This is a genomic window from Algoriphagus persicinus, assembly GCF_035156415.1.
Lineage (GTDB): Bacteria > Bacteroidota > Bacteroidia > Cytophagales > Cyclobacteriaceae > Algoriphagus > Algoriphagus persicinus.
The window spans coordinates 221222-240209 of record NZ_JAYEEY010000001.1; the positions used below are offsets into that span (position 1 = coordinate 221222).

The 18988-nt window shown below is 40.4% G+C and carries 16 protein-coding genes; 11 read left to right on the plus strand and 5 right to left on the minus strand.

Annotated features, from left to right (window positions below; translation table 11 throughout):
- Positions 1–178 precede the first annotated feature (178 nt).
- The 4 genes from U3A58_RS00995 to U3A58_RS01010 all read left to right on the plus strand — a co-directional run bounded on the left by U3A58_RS00995 (position 179) and on the right by U3A58_RS01010 (position 5119).
- Entirely contained in the window at positions 179–1309 is a 1131-nt protein-coding gene (locus tag U3A58_RS00995; protein WP_323821639.1) for a hypothetical protein, read from the plus strand.
- Between the two features lie 12 nt (positions 1310–1321).
- Positions 1322–1765, plus strand: coding sequence for a nucleoside deaminase (locus U3A58_RS01000; RefSeq protein WP_323821640.1), 444 nt, complete (start codon positions 1322–1324; stop codon positions 1763–1765).
- Positions 1766–1869: 104 nt separating this feature from the next.
- The gene (locus tag U3A58_RS01005; protein WP_323821505.1) at positions 1870–2481 is read left to right on the plus strand and encodes a superoxide dismutase; all 612 of its coding nucleotides are present in this window, start codon (positions 1870–1872) and stop codon (positions 2479–2481) included.
- Positions 2482–2686: 205 nt separating this feature from the next.
- On the plus strand, positions 2687–5119 hold the full coding sequence (locus tag U3A58_RS01010; protein ID WP_323821506.1) for a TonB-dependent receptor domain-containing protein: 2433 nt from the start codon (positions 2687–2689) through the stop codon (positions 5117–5119).
- Positions 5120–5168: 49 nt separating this feature from the next.
- On the opposite strand, the gene U3A58_RS01015 is transcribed toward U3A58_RS01010, so the two are convergent.
- Complete coding sequence (locus U3A58_RS01015) at positions 5169–5633, minus strand: MaoC family dehydratase (RefSeq protein ID WP_323821507.1); 465 nt, start codon at positions 5631–5633, stop codon at positions 5169–5171.
- A gap of 159 nt (positions 5634–5792) precedes the next feature.
- On the opposite strand from U3A58_RS01015, the gene U3A58_RS01020 reads away from it, so the two are divergent.
- From U3A58_RS01020 to mtgA, 4 genes are read left to right on the plus strand one after another with little or no spacing between them, the layout of a single operon-like run.
- Entirely contained in the window at positions 5793–7682 is a 1890-nt protein-coding gene (locus tag U3A58_RS01020; protein WP_323821508.1) for a transglutaminase-like domain-containing protein, read from the plus strand.
- Complete coding sequence (locus U3A58_RS01025) at positions 7675–9603, plus strand: DUF3857 domain-containing protein (RefSeq protein WP_323821509.1); 1929 nt, start codon at positions 7675–7677, stop codon at positions 9601–9603. Before U3A58_RS01020 ends, U3A58_RS01025 begins: the two co-directional genes overlap by 8 nt.
- A gap of 51 nt (positions 9604–9654) precedes the next feature.
- On the plus strand, positions 9655–10449 hold the full coding sequence (locus U3A58_RS01030) for a class I SAM-dependent methyltransferase (protein WP_323821510.1): 795 nt from the start codon (positions 9655–9657) through the stop codon (positions 10447–10449).
- A gap of 9 nt (positions 10450–10458) precedes the next feature.
- The gene (gene mtgA / locus U3A58_RS01035; RefSeq protein WP_323821511.1) at positions 10459–11154 is read left to right on the plus strand and encodes a monofunctional biosynthetic peptidoglycan transglycosylase; all 696 of its coding nucleotides are present in this window, start codon (positions 10459–10461) and stop codon (positions 11152–11154) included.
- Positions 11155–11593: 439 nt separating this feature from the next.
- On the opposite strand, the gene U3A58_RS01040 is transcribed toward mtgA, so the two are convergent.
- Together U3A58_RS01040 and U3A58_RS01045 are read right to left on the minus strand one after the other, a co-directional pair.
- Positions 11594–13321 carry a chloride channel protein gene (locus U3A58_RS01040; RefSeq protein ID WP_323821512.1) on the minus strand — a complete coding sequence of 576 codons (1728 nt, stop codon included), beginning with the start codon at positions 13319–13321 and terminating at the stop codon, positions 11594–11596.
- 120 nt (positions 13322–13441) lie between these two features.
- Positions 13442–14371 carry a M28 family peptidase gene (locus tag U3A58_RS01045; protein ID WP_323821513.1) on the minus strand — a complete coding sequence of 310 codons (930 nt, stop codon included), beginning with the start codon at positions 14369–14371 and terminating at the stop codon, positions 13442–13444.
- A 48-nt stretch (positions 14372–14419) separates the two neighbouring features.
- Between U3A58_RS01045 and U3A58_RS01050 the strand changes: the two genes are divergently transcribed.
- On the plus strand, positions 14420–15427 hold the full coding sequence (locus tag U3A58_RS01050; protein ID WP_323821514.1) for an NTPase: 1008 nt from the start codon (positions 14420–14422) through the stop codon (positions 15425–15427).
- A 201-nt stretch (positions 15428–15628) separates the two neighbouring features.
- Here the strand turns inward: U3A58_RS01050 and yjjX are convergent, their stop codons facing one another.
- Entirely contained in the window at positions 15629–16195 is a 567-nt protein-coding gene (yjjX, locus tag U3A58_RS01055; protein ID WP_323821515.1) for an inosine/xanthosine triphosphatase, read from the minus strand.
- A gap of 24 nt (positions 16196–16219) precedes the next feature.
- Complete coding sequence (locus U3A58_RS01060; protein ID WP_323821641.1) at positions 16220–16927, minus strand: YebC/PmpR family DNA-binding transcriptional regulator; 708 nt, start codon at positions 16925–16927, stop codon at positions 16220–16222.
- Between the two features lie 145 nt (positions 16928–17072).
- On the opposite strand from U3A58_RS01060, the gene U3A58_RS01065 reads away from it, so the two are divergent.
- Together U3A58_RS01065 and U3A58_RS01070 are read left to right on the plus strand one after the other, a co-directional pair.
- Entirely contained in the window at positions 17073–18404 is a 1332-nt protein-coding gene (locus U3A58_RS01065; RefSeq protein ID WP_323821516.1) for an NAD(P)/FAD-dependent oxidoreductase, read from the plus strand.
- A 93-nt stretch (positions 18405–18497) separates the two neighbouring features.
- On the plus strand, positions 18498–18929 hold the full coding sequence (locus U3A58_RS01070) for a DUF4890 domain-containing protein (protein WP_323821517.1): 432 nt from the start codon (positions 18498–18500) through the stop codon (positions 18927–18929).
- The last annotated feature ends 59 nt before the right edge of the window (positions 18930–18988 follow it).

Consider the following 18988-nt stretch of genomic DNA (forward strand, 5'->3'; position numbering starts at 1 on the left):
GAGATAATGATCCTAGTATCCAAATTTTCGATAAAATATTGGGCAAAAGTTGAAATTTTTTTGCGAAAAACAAGGCGAAACTATCTTTTTGAAGCGGGATTGTTCATACTTAACAATTTGATAATATGGTTAGAAGTATATCTTCTTTAATTTTGCGCGACCGACCAAAAGCCAAATGATGGCCAAGAAAAAAATAGACCAAAACATTAACCAGGATAAGCTATCCAAGGGAGCCTATTCATTGTTCGATTTTACTAAGAAGGAGAAATCTTTTCTTATAGTCATCTGTGTTCTAATTTCAATCGCTGCAGTAATTACTCCATACACCTACGCCGCAATGTGGTTTGGGTTTGCATTGGCTGCGTATTCTGCAATTGCAAATGATAGTATCCAGACCATCGGAACATTTATCGCATCTAATCACAACAAGAAGTGGTATTGGTTATGGCTTTTTATGGGGTTGATTTTTGTGGGTACAGTCACCTACAGCTGGTTTACTTATAATGGTGATGTGAGTTATGAACGCTTGAGCGTCCCGGGATTGGACAAAGCACCTACGAGCTTTGTTTTCCTTCAGCTTGCTGCTCCTATTGTCTTGCTTATTATGACTAGGCTGAGGATGCCGGTCTCTACTACTTTTCTCCTACTCAATGTATTCACATATAAAGCAGGAACCATCGTGGATGTCATGTTTAAGAGCTTTGTGGGCTACTTATTGGCTTTTTCTATTGCAATTGCAGTATGGTTTGTTCTTGAGCGTTTTGTCAGGAATTACCTTAAAGGAAAGCCTGCTCCCTATTGGATCTATTTGCAGTGGATTACTTCAGGGACACTTTGGGCAGTATGGATCATGCAGGATGCCGCAAATATAGCAGTGTTTCTTCCCAGACAGTTGGGAGCGGTAGAATTCTGTGTTTATGCGGGTTTTGTGTTTATCGGGCTGGGCTTCCTTTTCTATATGAAAGGAGACAAAATCCAAGGCATCGTCAATGAGAAGACAAGCGTGACAGATGTGAGAGCAGCTACGATAGTTGATTTTGTGTATGCGATTATCCTGTTCTACTTTAAGCTTTATAGCAATGTACCGATGAGTACTACTTGGGTATTTATAGGCTTACTAGGAGGAAGAGAAATAGCGATTGCGCTCGGCAAGCATGCGAAGGCGGAAAAGAGAAATGCCTGGCTCTTCAGAGCGTTTAAAATGGCCAGAAACGATGTATCGAAAGCTTTCATTGGATTAGTGGTATCCCTGATTCTTGCATTCATCATCAATGATGGCGTGAGAAACGAAATCTTAGACTTTTTCTAGGCCGTTTTGGAAATAGAACTTTACAGCCACGAGTACTTCATGAAAGAAGCCCTGAAGCAAGCAAAAATTGCTTTTGAAGAGGGGGAGATTCCTGTAGGTGCTGTGATAGTATCCAAAAATAGAATCATTGCTAAGGCGTATAATCAGACAGAGAAGCTCAATGATGTAACTGCTCATGCTGAAATGCTTGCAATCACTTCTGCCGCTAATTACATGGGGGCAAAATATTTAAATGAATGTAGGCTTTACGTGACTTTGGAGCCCTGTGTGATGTGCGGGGGAGCACTTTTTTGGTCCCAGATCGGCGAAATCCATTATGCAGCATCTGATCCCAAAAGAGGATATTTGCAAAGCAATCCGGGGATTTTGCATCCTAAGACTAAGGTCTTTTCGGGAAATCTTGCGCTAGAATCCGAACAGTTCCTATTGGAATTTTTCAAAAAACTTAGAAAATGAAAGGAAATTGATTCCTTGAGAACCTTTTTCACCTTGCCTTGGTTGCTAAAGCATATTATTCATAGGATTTTTAATCAATCTTTTAACCTTAAAATATAAACAATATGGCTTTCGAACTTCCATCTTTACCCTATGCCACCACGGCTTTGGAACCACACATTGATGCTAAAACTATGGAAATACACCATGGCAAGCACCACAACGGATATGTAACTAACCTTAACAACGCAATTGCAGGAACTGACCTAGAAAGCAAATCTCTCGAAGAGCTGCTTAAAGTAGCAGGATCTAATATAGCAGTAAGAAATAACGGTGGTGGACATTATAACCACAGCCTTTTCTGGAAGATCATGTCTCCCACTGGTGGCGGAGCTCCCACTGGTGAGTTGGCTAATGCAATCAATGCTAAGTTTGGTAACTTTGACGCGTTCAAAGAAGTTTTCAACAAGGCAGCAGCTACAAGGTTCGGTTCAGGATGGGCTTGGTTGATTATCACAGCAGCAGATAAGCTTGAAGTTGTGTCTACAGCAAATCAGGACAATCCACTTATGGATGTATCTGAAATCAAAGGAACGCCAATCATCGGACTGGATGTATGGGAGCATGCCTATTACTTGAATTATCAGAATATGCGTCCTAGCTACATTGCAGCTTTCTGGAATGTGATCAATTGGGAACAAGCAAATGCGAATTACATAGCAGCTTTGAAAAAGTAAGCTTCTTTAGTATAATATAGGATCCCTGGACAGCTGTTCAGGGATTTTTTTTGTTCAAAGGTGAAATATTAGTGTACGGTTTCGATACAGACATTTTTTTGTATGTTCCTAAAAACAGTTTTTAAAGCTAATTTGAGCGGATTTTAAAGCCTTGGCATTTCATTTTCAATAGGGGGTTCATACAGACATACAAAGTACTATTGAAATGAAAACTACCAACTTGCTTTTTTTAACACTTTTGACCTACCTACTGGGGGTAAGTAATCTAGCGGCCAAGGATGTCAGCCAGATTACCGGTACAATTACAGACCAACATGAGCAGCCGGTGCCTTACGCAAATGTGGCATTGATAGATGCCACTAGTGGTAATCTAGTGGACGGAGCTGTATCTGATGAAAATGGGTATTTCCTTGTAGAATCCACTAAGACTGCCAAAGTCAAATTAGTCATTTCTTCCATCGGATTCACTTCTTTTGAATCAGCTGTTTTTGAACTCGCCCCAGGATTGAAGAAAGATTTCGGAGCAGTGCCTATCCAAGACGAAATGACGGGGTTGGATGAGGTAACAGTGAAATCATCGCGGCCAGAGATCATCATCGAACCTGATAAGACTACAATAAACGTGGAAGGGACCGTAATGGCAGAAGGCTCCACAGCCCTTGACGTAATTGGTAGATCGCCTGGAATCTATGTGGATCAGGATGGAATAATCAACCTGAATGGGCGCACTGGGGTCACCGTCATGATCAATGATCGAATGACTTACATGAGTGCCACAGATCTTGCCAACTTTCTTCGTGCGATGCCAGCAGATAATATCAAAAGCATCGAAGTGATCAATAATCCATCAGCGAGATTTGATGCGGAGGGTTCTGCCGGCGTAATTAACATTAAGCTTAAGAAAAATACCGTGGATGGGATGTTTGGAAATATCCAAGCGGGAGCCTTGTATAATGGACAATGGATGCCCAACACAGGGGTGTCTTTGAATGTGAAAAAAGGAAAGTGGAGTACCAATGCTAATTTGAACTATAATCACTACGGTAATTTCAATGATTTGGAAATTAACAGAAATTTCGATTTACTCGAAGGGATTTCAAATTTCAGCCAAGAATCAAGGATCACTACGAGAAATAAAAACTTGTTCTTTAACGGAGCGGCCAATTACGAGATTAACGAGAAGCAGAACATTGCAATAAATGTACAGGCATCGGACTTTCATGATAAAAATGATAACAAGTCTTTGACAGATATTATCACTCCAGGAGTATCAGAGGTCAGCTATTTGGATTCCAAAAATGATGCAAAAGGAACAGGAAATCGAATCTTTGCCAACCTTCATTACGATGCCAAGCTGGATACCTTGGGAACAAAGATCAGCTCAGACTTAGACTTCACTCGGATGAATTCCGACAGTGAGTCTTTACTGACAAATATGCAGTGGGTAGGAGTAAATACCTCAGATGGGATGGATAGTAAAATCTTAACGCTGAACGATATGTATTATAATATTTTCACTGCAAAAGTTGACTTTGTAAAACCAGTAGGAAAAGGAAATACCATTGAGACGGGAGTGAAAGGCAGCTGGGTGAAGTCGGATAATAATCTTAATCTGAGCAAATCTCAAGAGGAAGGACCTTTTGTACCAGACCCTAGTAGTAACAGTTTTATCTATAATGAAAATGTCCTTGCAGCTTACCTCTCATATAAGGGGAAATTCTCTGAGAAACTTTCCTATCAGGTAGGTCTTAGAGGAGAGCATTCAGACATCACGGGCAATTCTGTAACGCTTAATCAGGTGAACAAGCAAAAGTATTTCAATCTATTTCCAAGTGCTTTCTTGCAGCATAAGATCAGTGATAACTACCAGATTGTCTATAATGTGAACCGGAGGATCACCAGACCGAATTATCGATTGTTGAATCCATTTGTTTATTACATCGATCCACTGACTATGGAGACCGGTAATCCGAACCTGAAGCCTCAGTATTCAAACAATTTCGAGATGAATCAAGTCGTGAAGGGAGTTTACCAATTCACATTGGGCTACAGCGAGACTGAAGATGCCTTTATGCAAGTATTCGTACAAAATGAAGAAGATCGAACTACGACTACCTATTCGGATAATTTTGACAAAACCCGTAATGCAAACTTCAGAGGGATCATCCCAGTAGATATCAAAGAGTGGTGGGCTACTTCTAATATGGTTCAGGTGAATTACAACCGAAATAAAACGCTAATTGGGGATGATTTTCTTGATAATTCAAACACCTCTTTTATGGTTCGGTCTCAGCACAACTTAACCTTACCGTTGGGATTTAAGGTGGAAGTAATGGGGATATACATCGGTCCGCAGATTTGGGGACAAGGAGAGATAGCCGGATTTGGCTGGGTGGATGCCGGTGTCACCAAATCTATCATGAAAGACAAAATCACGTTGTCCGTGAATGGAACAGATTTATTCCGTACTCAGGTGATAAAGGCGAACATTGACTTTGCGGCAATAGATACCAATTTCCGACAGTACCGTAGCAATCAGGGTGTAAGGTTTACACTGAAATACAACTTCTCCAAAGGAGAAAGCTTCCGGGTAAAAAGTAATTCAGGAAGCTCTGAAGAGCGAAATCGATTGGATTAAGCACAAGCGCCTCCTCTAATTATTTAGGAGGGGGTGCTTGTGATTTGTATTACTGAAAGTGATATAGGAAGATCAGAACACCGGTGAAGGCCGGTTTTTTTTGATCTTTGATTTCTAGTGTTACCTCTACTTCAGCTTTGACAGTTCCTCTGAGATTCGCTACATTTTTAAGCTTGGCGACCAAGCGTACTTCACTATTCACCAGCACAGGATTTGCAAATCTCAGCGATTCGATACCGTAGTTGATCATCATTTTCAGATTTCTTACATCCACTATTTGCTCCCAGAGGTGCGGCACGATACTCAGCGTGAGGTAGCCGTGTGCGATGGTATTTCCAAATGCTCCTTCTGCTTTTGCACGTGTAGGATCTGTGTGAATCCACTGATGATCATGGGTAGCCTCGGCGAAAATATTAATCTGTTCCTGAGTGATCTGGAAATATTCGGATGTACCTAGGCTCTGTCCATGGTGCTGCTCAAACTCTTCAAAACTACCGATGATTACTGGAGGCATTCGTTATTTATTTGGTAACAAACCAAATTAGGGAAGATTTGACGAAAATTACAAGGGAAATAGTTGCACAGGTCTGAGAAATTTAAACTTGAAAACAGGAGCATTTTAGATCAAAATTTTTTTTAATGGGGCTTTAGTTTTATCAAAAAACTAGATACTTTGCAGCCATTTATTCTTGATATTTATATGCTTGCATTGCTTTTAGCAGCCCATTTATTTTTTGGTTTTCAATTTCCACCAGACTCTATCTCAAAGAAGGATTTACCCCCTGTTTATTCCATTATTTCAGAACACACGAAGCTAGAGATAACTGATTCCTATGAAGTGATAAGTAAAATAGAGCAAAAGATCCTCATACTCTCAGCGGAAGGTCTTTCTCATGCTTACACCTCAATTTTCTACGATAAGTTTAATGAGATCTTAAACTTTGAGCTAGAAATAGTAGACCCCCTTACCGGGAAGACCATTGAAAAAGCAAGAATTCGTAATATGTCAGATGCATCAATCCATTCTAGCTCCAATATTTTCGATGATAACCGACACAAATATTATGAAATAAGAAGTGGCAAATTCCCAATCCAAGTTACTATCAAGATTGAGACTAAGCAGAAAAACAATTTTTATTATAGGCCTTGGACACCTCTGCCGCAATACAATCAAAAGTTAAATAAGTCTGTACTCACGGTCATATATCCTATTGAACTAGGCCTCAGGTACAAGGAGTTGAATTTGAAGGGAACCCGAGAGGAGAAAATGGTTGATGGGAAAATGCAGATTACTTGGACAGAAGAAGGTTTGCCAATTCAAACACCAGACATGAAAGCCGAGGATGATCATAGATTACTACTTGCTCCAGTTGCATTTCAAGTCGGGGAGTATGAAGGAAAAATGGAAGATTGGTCGGGCTTGGCTTCATGGCAATATCGGCTAAATAGTGGTAGAAATGTGCTTGCGGAAGACTTTGTAGCAGATATTAAAGCCATGGTTGCCACTGCGGAGACGGACTATGAAAAAATAGTGATTCTCTACGAGTACCTTCAGAAAAACTACCGCTACGTGAGTATTCAGTTAGGAATAGGGGGATGGCAGACAATGCCTGCTGCTGAGGTGGTGAAGTATTCTTATGGTGATTGCAAAGGATTGACTAATCTTATGAAGGCCATGCTGGAATCAGTGGGGATAGCTTCAAATTATACGCTGGTGCACGCAGGGAGAAATTCAAGGAAAATAGAGGCAGACCTGCCATCAAATCAATTTAACCATGTGATCTTGCAGGTGCCTTTGGAAGATGGAAAAAGCCCGGTTTGGCTGGAATGTACATCCAATTCCCTTCCTCCTGGCTTTCTAGGAGAGTTTACTAAGAATAGATATGTGTTGGTTACCAATGAACAGGGTGGCTACCTTACCAAGACTCCTGCATACACTTCGACGGAATGGAATACCATACATAGTACAAATGAGGTTAAAATTGATTCTCAGGGAAATGCGACTATTGCCACCAAAATCAATGCACAGGGCAATTTTGCAGAAGATTTACTTGATGTCAAAAAGTATTGGGACACGCGTCAGCAGCGTGACTTTTTCAATAGCAACTCTCCAGTCTCTGGTTTAATCATCAAAGCGTTTGAATTGGAGGTAGGTCATGTAGATTCTCTCCTAAAAGCCGAGGTTGCCTACAATGGATTTCTCCAGAAGTTTGTTCAAAACACTGCCAAACGTACCCTGCTAAAACCTTTTCTCGGAAAAATAACTTTAGAAATGTTGGAGAACAATTCGTTAAATCAACGTGATGAGTACCAAATAGAATTCCCAGTGGCCCTTCAGCTTGAAAATGCTAGTGAGGAAATGATTTTCACAGAACAGGGAGTGGAGATTTCTTTAAAAACAGTACTGGATGGTAGAAACCTCATGGTCACTAGAGAGATCCAAATCAAGTTGGACGAAGAAATGAGTAAGAATGAGAGATCAGAACTTCTGAAACGCATTAACGCTTCGTGTACCAAGACTTACTATTTCACTAAATCAACCACCGCAAGTACCTATGAATAGTACTTTCCTTATGCTCGCCCTTTTGTTTCTTTCCTTTTCGGTGTTTTCCCAAACAGCTAAGCTGGGGCAAGCGAATCAAATGGAAATTAATCTCAGTGAGGTTCCTTTCGAGCCAGATGCACCAGCAGTGCTGTTGATGACTCAGGGAGAATCAAAGTTTTTTGGGAATGTTTTTGAGACCACTTATTTCGTTCGGATGAAAATATTGGCTGAAGCAGGAAAGCAATATGGAGATGTTCGTATTCGGTATTACGTTGGTGATAAGCGATATGAAGAAATCAGCGGGTTGAAAGCCCAAACAGTAAACTACCAAGATGGGAAAGCGGAAGAGGTAAAAGTAGAGAAAGAAGGCATTTTTGATGTCGCAGTGCGTGATGGCTATCAAGAAGTTCGTATTTCATTTCCCAGCATACAGGTGGGATCAATTATAGAATACACATACAAGAAGACCGATAAGAATATCACATTCATCGATGGTTGGACGTTTCAAAACAACATTCCTACACTTTTTAGCAAATATCAGATTACTATGACGCCCTATTTGCAATACCGGACAATAGGCCAGGGAATTAACTATGCGGCTAAGGTAGAAAAGGCGGATTCCAATGGAACCTATAGTTGGACGTTGAGAAATCAGTATTCTCTCAAAGAGGAGCCTTTCATGAAAAACTACCGCGATTATGTGGATCGGATAGAGTTTCAGCTAACCCAATACCAAGTTCGTTCATCTACTGCGGGTGTAGAGTGGGAAAAAGTTATGAACACCTGGGAGGAGCTGGGGGATGATATGATCTCCTATTATACAGAGAAAGGATTTTACCGGAGTAATCCAATAGAAAAGGAAGCCTTAACCATTGATTTGTCTGGAGCTTCCCAAAAAGAGAAAGCAGAAAAGGCATATTATTTCCTTAGGGATAATTATGTGATAAAAGGGGAAGACTGGATTTATCCAAAGCAAACCCTAAATCAGCTGCTAAAAAGCAAAGTAGGGACACCGGTGGAATTGATGCTGACACTTATGGGAATCCTCAAGTCCATGGGAATAAAATGCGATCCAGTGCTGATAGGGAGCAAAGGCTATGGAAGAAGTGAGTTAGTTCAGTATCCTTTCCTTAACCAATTTGACGAAGTTCTTCTGCTGACTGAGCTTGATGGGTCTCTACAATTCTTAGACCTCACAGACTTGATGGCTCCCTTTGGATATGTCGATCTCGACAAGCACGTTGCCGGTGGACTTTTTTTGCAAAAGGAAAAGAGCAAGCTTATCCCAATTGATATCCGACACAATTCCAATACCGTCTATTTTAGTCAGGTGAGTGTGAATGATTCAGGCGAGCTATGGAGGCAAAGCTCCTACAGGAATTATTTTTACAAAGGGCTAGAAATGGCACATGTGGTGGATACCAAAAGGAGGAAAAGTGAATCATTGGATAAATTATTCAAAGAAGAAGATCACACTGAAATCAGTAACTTCAAAATCGATGATGCGCTGCAAGAGAAAAACTTCTACACAGTAAATTACGAGGTAACTTATCCTGAGTCGGCGAATAGTGATATGATTTTATTTAGGCCGATGAGGTTCTCTTCGTTTTCAGAAAACCCATTTTCAGAGGAATTTCGCATGTTTCCAGTTGATTTTGAATATGCTTTTTCGGAGACCTACAATACCAATGTTCTAATCCCAGAGGGATATGAAATCGATGATTATCCACTTCAGGAAAGTTTTACCATTGATGGCGGTTATGTAACTTTTATGTACTCACCGACCATGATGGATAATATGTTGAAAATAACGGCAAGAGTTGAAGTCAAAATTCCGTTGATTCCTGCAGAGCACTACGAAAAACTTAAATATTTCATGGAGAGTGTGGCATCTAAATTTTCTGAACCAGTAATCTTAAAAAAGAAGTCTAATCCCTGATGAGAGCACTTCTTGGAGCTTTCATTCTTTTATTGATATTTTCGCTAGCAAATGGCAGCATACTTACACGGATTCATTCCCGAAGAGCAACAGAGACTGATGGATCAGGCTGGGGTGTTGGGTTCACTTATTTATTCTCGTATAGATTTCTCAGGATGTAAAAAGCTACTTGAAATCGGTTCGGGCGTGGGTGCACAGACGGAGACTTTGCTAAGACTATTTCCTGAGCTGAAGATCACCTGTGTCGATAATTCCCAAACCCAACTTGACCGAGCAAAACAGAACTTAGCTTTTGCCGGAGATAGAGTGAGTTATGTATGTCAAAACGCGACTCAGCTTGATTTTGATGACAGCTTTGATTCGGTTTTTATTTGCTGGGCATTGGAGCATATTCCTGAAGCATACCGGGTATTGGAAAGGATTAAGCCTTTTCTATTTCCAAATGCGAAACTGTGGTTTACCGAGGTTTTCAATTCCAGTTTTTACTTTTACCCTCCACTGCGAGGGTTGACAAAATACTACAAGGATTATAATGATCTTCAGATATCTTTGGGGGGTAATCCTGACATTGGTGCGAATTTGGGGAATCTTTTAATGAGAACTGGGTACAAAGAAATTAACTTATTTCATGGAGGATTTCATCTGGATCAACGAGACCCTGAGGAACTTAGTAAGATCGTACAGTATTGGAAGGGTTTGATGAAAAGTGCCGGGCCAGGTTTGCGAGACGCAGGATTGGTTTCTGAAGATGATATCTTGGCAATGGAGAAAGATCTTGATTCTATTTCTAACGAGGAGAATGCTGTCTTTTTCTATCAATTTGTACAGATAAATGCCACAGTATAACAGTCTATTATGAAGGGTTTTAGTTGGTTTTTGCGATTGATTTGGAAAACAATCCTGTGGTTTTTTATCATTTCTGTGGGCATGACAGTTATCTACCGTTTTGTTCCAGTGCCAATTACTCCTTTAATGGTGATTCGGTTTTTTGAGCAGGCGTTTGATTCTGAGAAAGAAGTCCGACTTCGAAAAGACTGGGTTCCAATCAGTGAAATTTCGAAGAATGCGCCGCAGGCAGTTTTTGCTTCGGAAGACCAGAAATTCCTGGATCATAATGGGTTTGACATGGAAGCGATGGAAAAGGCATGGGAAAACAATAAAAAGGGGAAAAGGATAAAAGGAGCAAGTACGATTACTCAGCAGACCGTTAAGAATGTCTTTTTATGGCCATCCAGAAGTTATATAAGAAAGGGATTTGAGGCATATTTCACTGTGTTGGTGGAGTTGATCTGGTCGAAAGAGCGTATCATGGAGGTTTACCTAAATGTGATAGAAATGGGTGATGGAATCTATGGAATAGAGGCGGCTTCTCAAGCCTTTTATACAAAGCCTGCCTCCAAGCTCAATCGCAATCAGGCAGCCATGATTGCTGCCGTACTCCCAAATCCTAGAAGATGGTCAGCAGCCAAGCCAACTTCCTATATCCTAGGGAGGCAGGCTTGGATTCTCAGACAGATGAACAATCTCGCGCCAATTGGTATGGGTATTTAGTGGTTGGATTTGTGCTGTTAAAATTGGATTATTTGATGCTAAAATAAGAAGATCGCTTAAAATTTAATTTTCGTAAGCTTTTAATTTACCCAAATTGATTTTCAAAACTGGGCACACAAAATTTTCTTTTAGAACTGAACGATATCGGGCAATTTAAAACTTGCATTTCGACGAGTTAGTTGGTGAATTAACATTTACAAAATCTTTGTTTAGTGGCTCCATTTGCAGTTTAAAAAATACAAGTGTTTTTTATCCACATTTTAGATAATTTATCCACACTTATAAACACTAAGTTGCTAATCATCAGTATAACAGCTATTTACGGGGTGAATTTTAAAGGTGATTTTGTGGATAAAGAAGCCTAACTTAAAAAAAGCACTAAAAAAGGTTGTGAAAAAAGGTGGATAAATTCTCCTTCCAAATTTTCTTCTTAATTCGATTAATCCTGCCTTTGTTTGATCAGGTGTTTTCGGTATGCGTTGAAGATTCTTGACTTGGATACAAAGCCCAAATACCTGCCATCTTCGATTACAGGGAGGTTCCACGCTCCGGAATGCTCAAATTTTTCCATGGCTTTTTGCATATTCTCAGTAGCCAATAGGATTTCGGGAGGACTATGCATTAGCTCTTTAATAAGAATACTGTCCTGCATTGCTCGATCAAACATGATGTCACGGATATCGTCCAAGGTTACTATCCCGCGCAAAGCCATATGTTCATCTACTACGGGGAAAATATTGCGCTTAGATATTTTCACCAGACTTATTAGATCTTTCAATTTCGAATCAGGATGGATTGGTAATAAGTCTCGTTCAATCACATTGGTAATTGAGATGAGTTCCAAGAGCTCCTGATCTTTAGATTCTGGAAGATGTCTTCCTTTTTCCTTCAGTTGTATCATATAGATACTGTCTTTCTGGTAGGCTGTTTTCGTCACATAGGAGATAGCAGAGACAAACATCAGAGGAATGAATAGCTCGTAGCCTCCGGTGATTTCTGCTATTAGGAATATGGCCGAAAGTGGTGCATGCTGAGCTCCGGCCATTACACCACACATGGCTACTAAGGTAAAGTGAGCAAGTGGAAGGGGGATTGTAAAATCAAAAAGATTGCTGGAATATGCGAATAGAAAGCCTAAAATTCCCCCTACGTAGAGCGAAGGTGCAAATATACCTCCACTGCCTCCTGCACCAAGAGTAACTGCTGATGCAATGGGCTTCACTAGGATTATAAATGCGAGGAAAATGATGATCAAATAAGGATTCTCAATAATCGAGAAGAAAGGGCTTTTTTCAAGTAATTGACTCGAGTTTCCTTCTATTAATGTATTGAGCGTGTCATACCCTTCACCATAGATTGGAGGCAGGAAGAAAACCATGATTCCCAATATAGCTCCCCCATATAGTATTCTTAATGCTTGGCTTTCTAAGCCTTCCATCAGAGATTCTGTTTTTCTCACAGCGTGACTGAAATACAATGAAACTAAGCCACATGAAATACCCAACAGTAAGTAATAAGGCATATGTGAAGCCTGAAAGGTATCGGTCAGTTTGAAATTAAATACTGAGTCTTTTCCGATCAGGATCATTGAGGTCAGGGAACCTGTCACAGATGCAATCAGCAGCGGAATAAAGCTTGCCGTACTTATTTCCATCAGAATTACTTCAATGACGAAAATCACTCCGCCAATAGGCGCACCAAATATGGAAGATATGGCGGCTGCGGCACCGCAGCCTATCAACAACGTTCTCTTTTTTGCATTGAGATGTACTAGGGAGCCTACATTTGATCCAATAGCCGATCCAGTTACCAACATAGGAGCCTCAAGGCCAACTGAGCCACCAAAACCTACTGTGATGGCTGAGGTAAATACACGGCTATAGGTCTTTACTCTAGCGATGAGACTATGTTTCTTGGAAATAGTAAAAAGAATATCTGGAATTCCGTGGCCACCCCCATCTTTGAAAATGAATTTACCCAAAAGATATGCAGCAGAAATACCTATCAGGGGATAAATTATGTATAGAAAATTAGCATACTCTTTATAAAATCCTTCTGTAAGAAAATGCTGGATAGTATGTACGCTTTGTTTCAGTATTACTGCCGCTAGGCCAGATAGTATTCCTATTATTCCGCTGAGGATAAGGATAAAGGTCTGGTTGCTCATGTGTCTGAGCCTCCATATCAAGAGCCTGGTGATAAAGTCTGGTTTAGCCAAAATTTCGCGTGAGTAGCGTGCTTTAAAATCTAATGTAAGTAAGATGTGAATCAATGAAAAGAGTAAGCCTTACTCTTTGGGCAATTCTGCATCCAATGCTAAGGTACACTTCAAGATAAGATTGACCGCATGGATATAAAATTGCTCATCAATATTTTCAAAAGAATCACTTGGCTTGTGATAATCGACATGATCTTCTACACCGAAATAAATATGGGGAACCTGTACATCGAAGAAGGCACCTTGATCGGATGATTGGGTCCAGTTATCTCTGCCAGTGTTTGGTTCATCATGTCCAAATAGCAATTTTGGGGTAGATCCTATGGTTACTTTTTCAATTATTGACTTAAAGCTAGGATAGTAGTAGGTGCCAGAGGCATATAATTCGCCTTGTTCATTTCTGGAAATCATATCCATATTTATATTTAGGACGATTTGCTCCAAGGGAAATGGGAAGTCTTTTAGTAATGCTTTTGCTCCTTGTAGTCCCAACTCCTCGCCATCTAAGGCGGCGAACATCATAGAATGCTGGGGTCGGTTTTTCTTAAAATACTTTGCTAGTTCTATCATTGCAGCTATTCCTGAGGCATTATCGTCTGCTCCGTTGTAGATGGTATCCCCTTCGGTATCTGCTCTACCTACACCTATGTGGTCATAGTGTGCTGTAAATACAATCAATTTTCTCGATTCACTTCCAGCTACAAATCCTACTACATTTACTGCATCTTTATAGCTCTTGTTCTCTCTCCTATTTTCAAAACTAAAGTGCTGCTGAAAATCAGAATATTGAGTTTCAAGTCCTATACTCTTGAATTGATCCAAAATGAAAGCACGTGCCATAGCATTTCCTTCACTGCCTGTTTTTCGGCCATTTAGCTCATCAGATGACAAATACTTAATATTTTCAAGGAGACTTTTGCTAGCAATACTTTGCCCATTTACTTGAAAAATCAATAAGAAGAATAAACAACTTAGAGCATTTTTGATTGTGAGTTGCATCAAGGAAAGTATTTTGCGTTATGTATATTGGTAAAATTAATAAGCTTAATGGATCACACCTCTGAATTCATGAAATATTATATCCTACTTATTTTTATTCTTTTAGTAAAACTTGAGTTGGTATCAGCCCAAGGCAGCCTACCTCAGTCATTTTTTGATGGCAAATCAGTGGTGTTTGTCTCTACTGATCCCAGTGCCAGGCCAGTGATGACTTGGACGGAAGTGGCAGATAGCGTGCATCATTCACTTGTCCGGGCTGGGGCTGATCCGGTAGCTTATTTTGAATTGGAGAAAGTAGCGCTGTCCGAAGCGGTTCAGGAAGATTATGCTAAGACTTTTCAGCAGCGGTTGGTGAAAAATATTATTTTAGTCACAAGGCAAAATAATCAGATGAGTATTCATGTAGGCCCCTTCTCAGGCGACGGGAAAATCATAACTACTTCAGCCTTATTTGGAGTAAGTGCAGCTGATATTGGAGCTGCCACTCGCGAGTTTGGACGGATAGGAGAGAATCAGCCTTCACATAATCTCCTAGTATTGGATGTGCCGGAGTTCCTGACTATCAGCACCACCCAATCTTCCTCAAGCCAGAAATTTCTTGCCACAAACCCTCTTAATCTTGATGTATTCAAATTGGGCATTCCGATGGAAGGCTCATCTGCGCAAACAGGCCTGCTTAGCAATTTTACATACGATAGGTATGGGAAGTCTTCTGACGCTATAATGGCGGAGCAGGCTGCTCAGAAAGCTGGAATCGAGCAGGTACTGAAGCAAGAATACCCCTATCAGATAGCTTGGCTTACAGAGGCAAAGTCTGAGCAGGAATTGATTCGTGACAGAGTGCAATTTCTGCTGATGAAAGTGGAAGGTAGAGAAGCCGATTTGATGAGAAGTATGGGGCTTGAGCCGAAAACTGATGAGTCGGCTTCTCGGATTGTGGTTAAATATTACATCAAACTCCTCGTACGGGAAGAACTTTATATTGGTCCAGAATGGGATGCTGACCAGAATTGGAGGGTAGCATTGGATAATTTCCTAAAGAATTTAAAAAAATAGACCTCTCGAAAGAGAGGTCTATAGCTACTTAATGGAAAGGGTGATTTAAGCAACTTTTACTGTTATTGATATCCTAAGGATAATTGTAATATTCCGATCCATTTGGATAAATCAAAGGTTTTAATTTCAATTATTCAATGATAATCAATTTTTTTTCGATTAGATGAGACTTTAGCAAAAAAATTGAACAAATTTATTTGTTTAAAATAAAGCCTTATTGAGAAAGGGAATCAACGCAAGGACAATTGCCTGATTATAATAGGTTTGCCTTGAAACTGCCCCACGCGTAAGAATTCCTACAGCTCCCCCATTTTGTTTAGAATTTTCTTGCGCAAAAAATGTGTCATTTGCTGCCCCAAGCTCCATTCCCGAATGAATCAATTTGGCTATTGCTTCAGGAAGGTAAAATGAACCTGTTTTTGATATGCCATGAAGGCCGGATCTGTTTTCGATATAGATCCAAGCAAAAGCATACATTCCTCGTACGTCTTCTCCAATACCGCCTTCTATTCCTACCCAATAATCTGCTTCTGGGAAGCTAGTTTTAGCATTGATCACACGGTTTCTGGCCCCTAAGTAGGTTTCTTCCTCTCCTTTTGGTTGATCAGAAACCTGGGAAGCGGCAGTGATACCATTCACTACAAAACCACTGGAAAAAGCTTCTGTAAATGCAGAGTCAGTGCAAGCAATTTTAACAGGATTTTTACTTCCAACAATTACTAGGGGCTTTTCTGTAGCCTGAAAATTTTCTCTTTTGGGGAAATTCATAGCATAAAAAGACCTAGGGGTTACCTAGGCCATGTTTGTGAAAATTTGGTTTACATCATCATCTTCTTCCATTTTCTCGATCATCTTATGGATAATCTCTTCCTGCTCTTCATCGAGCTCGGTAAGTGTAGATGGGAAGCGCTGAAAATCGGCGCTGATCAGGTCTATATTTTTTTCTTCAAGTACTTTTTGCATCGTGCCGAAGTCCTCAAACTCGGTGTAAACGAAAATTTCGCCTTCATTCTCATCGATATCAACTAATCCGAAATCAATCAATTCAAACTCCAGTTCTTCTAGGTCGAATTCTCCCTTGATGAAGCGGAATACTGCCTTTCTATCAAACATAAAGACTACAGAGCCTGAAGTTCCCAATGATCCTCCTGCTTTGGAGAAATAGCTCCTTACATTGGCGACAGTTCTATTGATGTTGTCCGTAGAGGTCTCCAGTACCACGGCTATACCAAAGGGACCATACCCTTCGTAAACTACTTCCTCGTAGTCTTTCTCGTCCTTATTAGAGGCACGCTTGATCGCTGCTTCTATTCTGTCCTTGGGCATTTGGGCACCCTTTGCGTTCTGGATTATGGTGCGAAGTCTGGGATTTGAAGCGGGATCAGGACCACCTGATTTTACAGCCATTACGATTTCTTTTCCTAGACGCGTAAAAACTTTGGACATTTTGTCCCAACGCTTGAATTTTCTCTCTTTTCTGAATTCAAATGCTCTTCCCATGGTTGTAAATATTAACATGGTAAAATTAGCAATTCTTTTCGTTTAGGCTGAAAAATGACTAGTTCTATGCAAAGATTTGGTAATTTCCCATCAGTAATCTGCTTCAAATAGCTGGTAAATCGTAAGCACTAAAAATATTTTTACAATGTCGGATTTTCTATCTCAACCGCTGCCAAATATTCCTAAATCAGATTTACCAAAAGTAGTAATCGCCGGAGCTGGCTTTGGAGGTTTAAAACTCGCTATGAAGTTAATGGATAAGCAGTTTCAGGTGATTTTATTGGATAAACATAATTATCATCAGTTTCAACCGCTCTTTTATCAAGTAGCCACAGCTGGGCTGGAGCCAAGTGCCATTTCTTTTCCGCTTCGCAAAATATTCCATGACTCTAAAAATGTCACTTTCCGAATGGCTCAAGTGGATCATTTTGATCCAAAAATCAAACGGATCTATACGGATATGGGCTACCTTGATTACACCTACCTAGTGCTTGCTATGGGTGCAGATACCAATTATTTTGGATCCAAAAGCATTGAAGAATCTGCCTCTCCCATGAAAACTGTTTCGGAGGCACTTTATATTCGGAATAGGATAATTTCCAATTACGAGCGTGCCATTAATATAGAGAAAGTGGAAGATCGCAAATCTTTGATGAATGTGGTAATCGTGGGAGGAGGCCCTACAGGAGTGGAGCTAGCTGGCGCAATGGCAGATTTGAGAAATAATGTGCTGCCGAAGGATTACCCAGAGCTTAATTTTCAGAACATGAAGATTGTGCTCATCGAGGCTGGTTCAGAATTGCTAAGTTCCATGTCCAAAGAGTCTAAGGAAAGCGCATTGAAATACCTTCAGGATCTTGGTGTGGAAGTGATGCTAAAGACCATGGTAAAAGATTACAATGGCAATGAGGTAATACTAGCAGATAAGGAGGTAATTCAGACTCAGACCTTGCTTTGGGCTGCCGGAATTAAGCCAAATAGGATAGGAGGGCTTGAGCCTGATAATTATGCACCAAACGGAAGAATTTTCGTGGATGACTATTCAGAAATTAAAGGATGCCCTAGTGTTTATGCACTTGGAGACATCAGTCTGATGATTCAGGACGCTTACCCTAAAGGGCATCCACAAGTTGCGCAAGTAGCAATTCAACAGGCAGTTTGCCTTGCCCACAATCTACACAAAATAGAAGAAGGTAAAGACAAGAAGGTTTTCAACTATAAGGACTTAGGATCTATGGCTACTGTAGGTAGAAAGCTTGCCGTGGTTGACTTACCATTTATTAAGTTTCAGGGGGTCTTAGCCTGGCTCACGTGGCTATTTGTTCACTTGATGGCAATTCTTGGTGTCAAAAATAAAGTCTTTATTTTTCTGGATTGGTCCTGGAACTACCTAAGTTTTGATCCTAGCCTGAGACTACTGATCAAACCTAAGGTAGTAAGACCTAGTGAGCGGAAGGAACTGACGGAGGAGAAATAGGCTCTTTAGATTTGTTAACAAAAACTCTTTTGTAGTTGATTAAACTGATAGGGTCAGGTAGTGTCTAATTCTTGTAACTAAACAACGGACACCATGAACAAATGGATTTTCGCTACAGGCATGATGGTAATGATCAGCTTGAGCACAATTGCCCAGAGAAAAGAAGGAGAAAGACCAAGTGCTGAAGAAAGAGCTCAAAAAAGCACGGAGCGAATGGCTGAGAAGCTTGCTTTAACGGATGCTCAAAAGAAGCAAATCTTAGATATCAATCTGGAGTATGCTAAAAAAAATGAGGCAGAAATGGCAGAGAGAAAAGCTAAAATAGAAGCCCATAAGGCAGAGATGGCTGCTAAAAGAGCAGAAATGAATGAACAAGATGCTAAAATTCAGGCTATTTTGACAGAAGAGCAAAGAGCTAAGTGGACTGAAATCAAGGGGGAAAGAATGAAAGATCGCCAAAGAGGAAGGCCAAATGCTCAGGTCGAACGAGATCCTCGAAAGGGAAGAAAGTCTGGTGGTAATTAAAAACAGAAAGCCTTCCAAATTCGGAAGGCTTTCTGTTGAGTTGCTTTTTTGAAAGGGCT

Excerpts from the sequence above, each read along its gene's own strand:
- U3A58_RS00995 (WP_323821639.1), top strand. The coding sequence starts at position 179 with ATGGCCAAGAAAAAAATAGACCAAAACATTAACCAGGATAAGCTATCC.
- U3A58_RS01005 (WP_323821505.1), top strand. The coding sequence starts at position 1,870 with ATGGCTTTCGAACTTCCATCTTTACCCTATGCCACCACGGCTTTGGAA.
- U3A58_RS01010 (WP_323821506.1), top strand. The coding sequence starts at position 2,687 with ATGAAAACTACCAACTTGCTTTTTTTAACACTTTTGACCTACCTACTG.
- U3A58_RS01015 (WP_323821507.1), bottom strand. The coding sequence starts at position 5,633 with ATGCCTCCAGTAATCATCGGTAGTTTTGAAGAGTTTGAGCAGCACCAT.
- U3A58_RS01025 (WP_323821509.1), top strand. The coding sequence starts at position 7,675 with ATGAATAGTACTTTCCTTATGCTCGCCCTTTTGTTTCTTTCCTTTTCG.
- U3A58_RS01030 (WP_323821510.1), top strand. The coding sequence starts at position 9,655 with ATGGCAGCATACTTACACGGATTCATTCCCGAAGAGCAACAGAGACTG.
- mtgA (WP_323821511.1), top strand. The coding sequence starts at position 10,459 with ATGAAGGGTTTTAGTTGGTTTTTGCGATTGATTTGGAAAACAATCCTG.
- U3A58_RS01040 (WP_323821512.1), bottom strand. The coding sequence starts at position 13,321 with ATGAGCAACCAGACCTTTATCCTTATCCTCAGCGGAATAATAGGAATA.
- U3A58_RS01045 (WP_323821513.1), bottom strand. The coding sequence starts at position 14,371 with ATGCAACTCACAATCAAAAATGCTCTAAGTTGTTTATTCTTCTTATTG.
- U3A58_RS01050 (WP_323821514.1), top strand. The coding sequence starts at position 14,420 with ATGGATCACACCTCTGAATTCATGAAATATTATATCCTACTTATTTTT.
- yjjX (WP_323821515.1), bottom strand. The coding sequence starts at position 16,195 with ATGAATTTCCCCAAAAGAGAAAATTTTCAGGCTACAGAAAAGCCCCTA.
- U3A58_RS01060 (WP_323821641.1), bottom strand. The coding sequence starts at position 16,927 with ATGGGAAGAGCATTTGAATTCAGAAAAGAGAGAAAATTCAAGCGTTGG.
- U3A58_RS01065 (WP_323821516.1), top strand. The coding sequence starts at position 17,073 with ATGTCGGATTTTCTATCTCAACCGCTGCCAAATATTCCTAAATCAGAT.
- U3A58_RS01070 (WP_323821517.1), top strand. The coding sequence starts at position 18,498 with ATGAACAAATGGATTTTCGCTACAGGCATGATGGTAATGATCAGCTTG.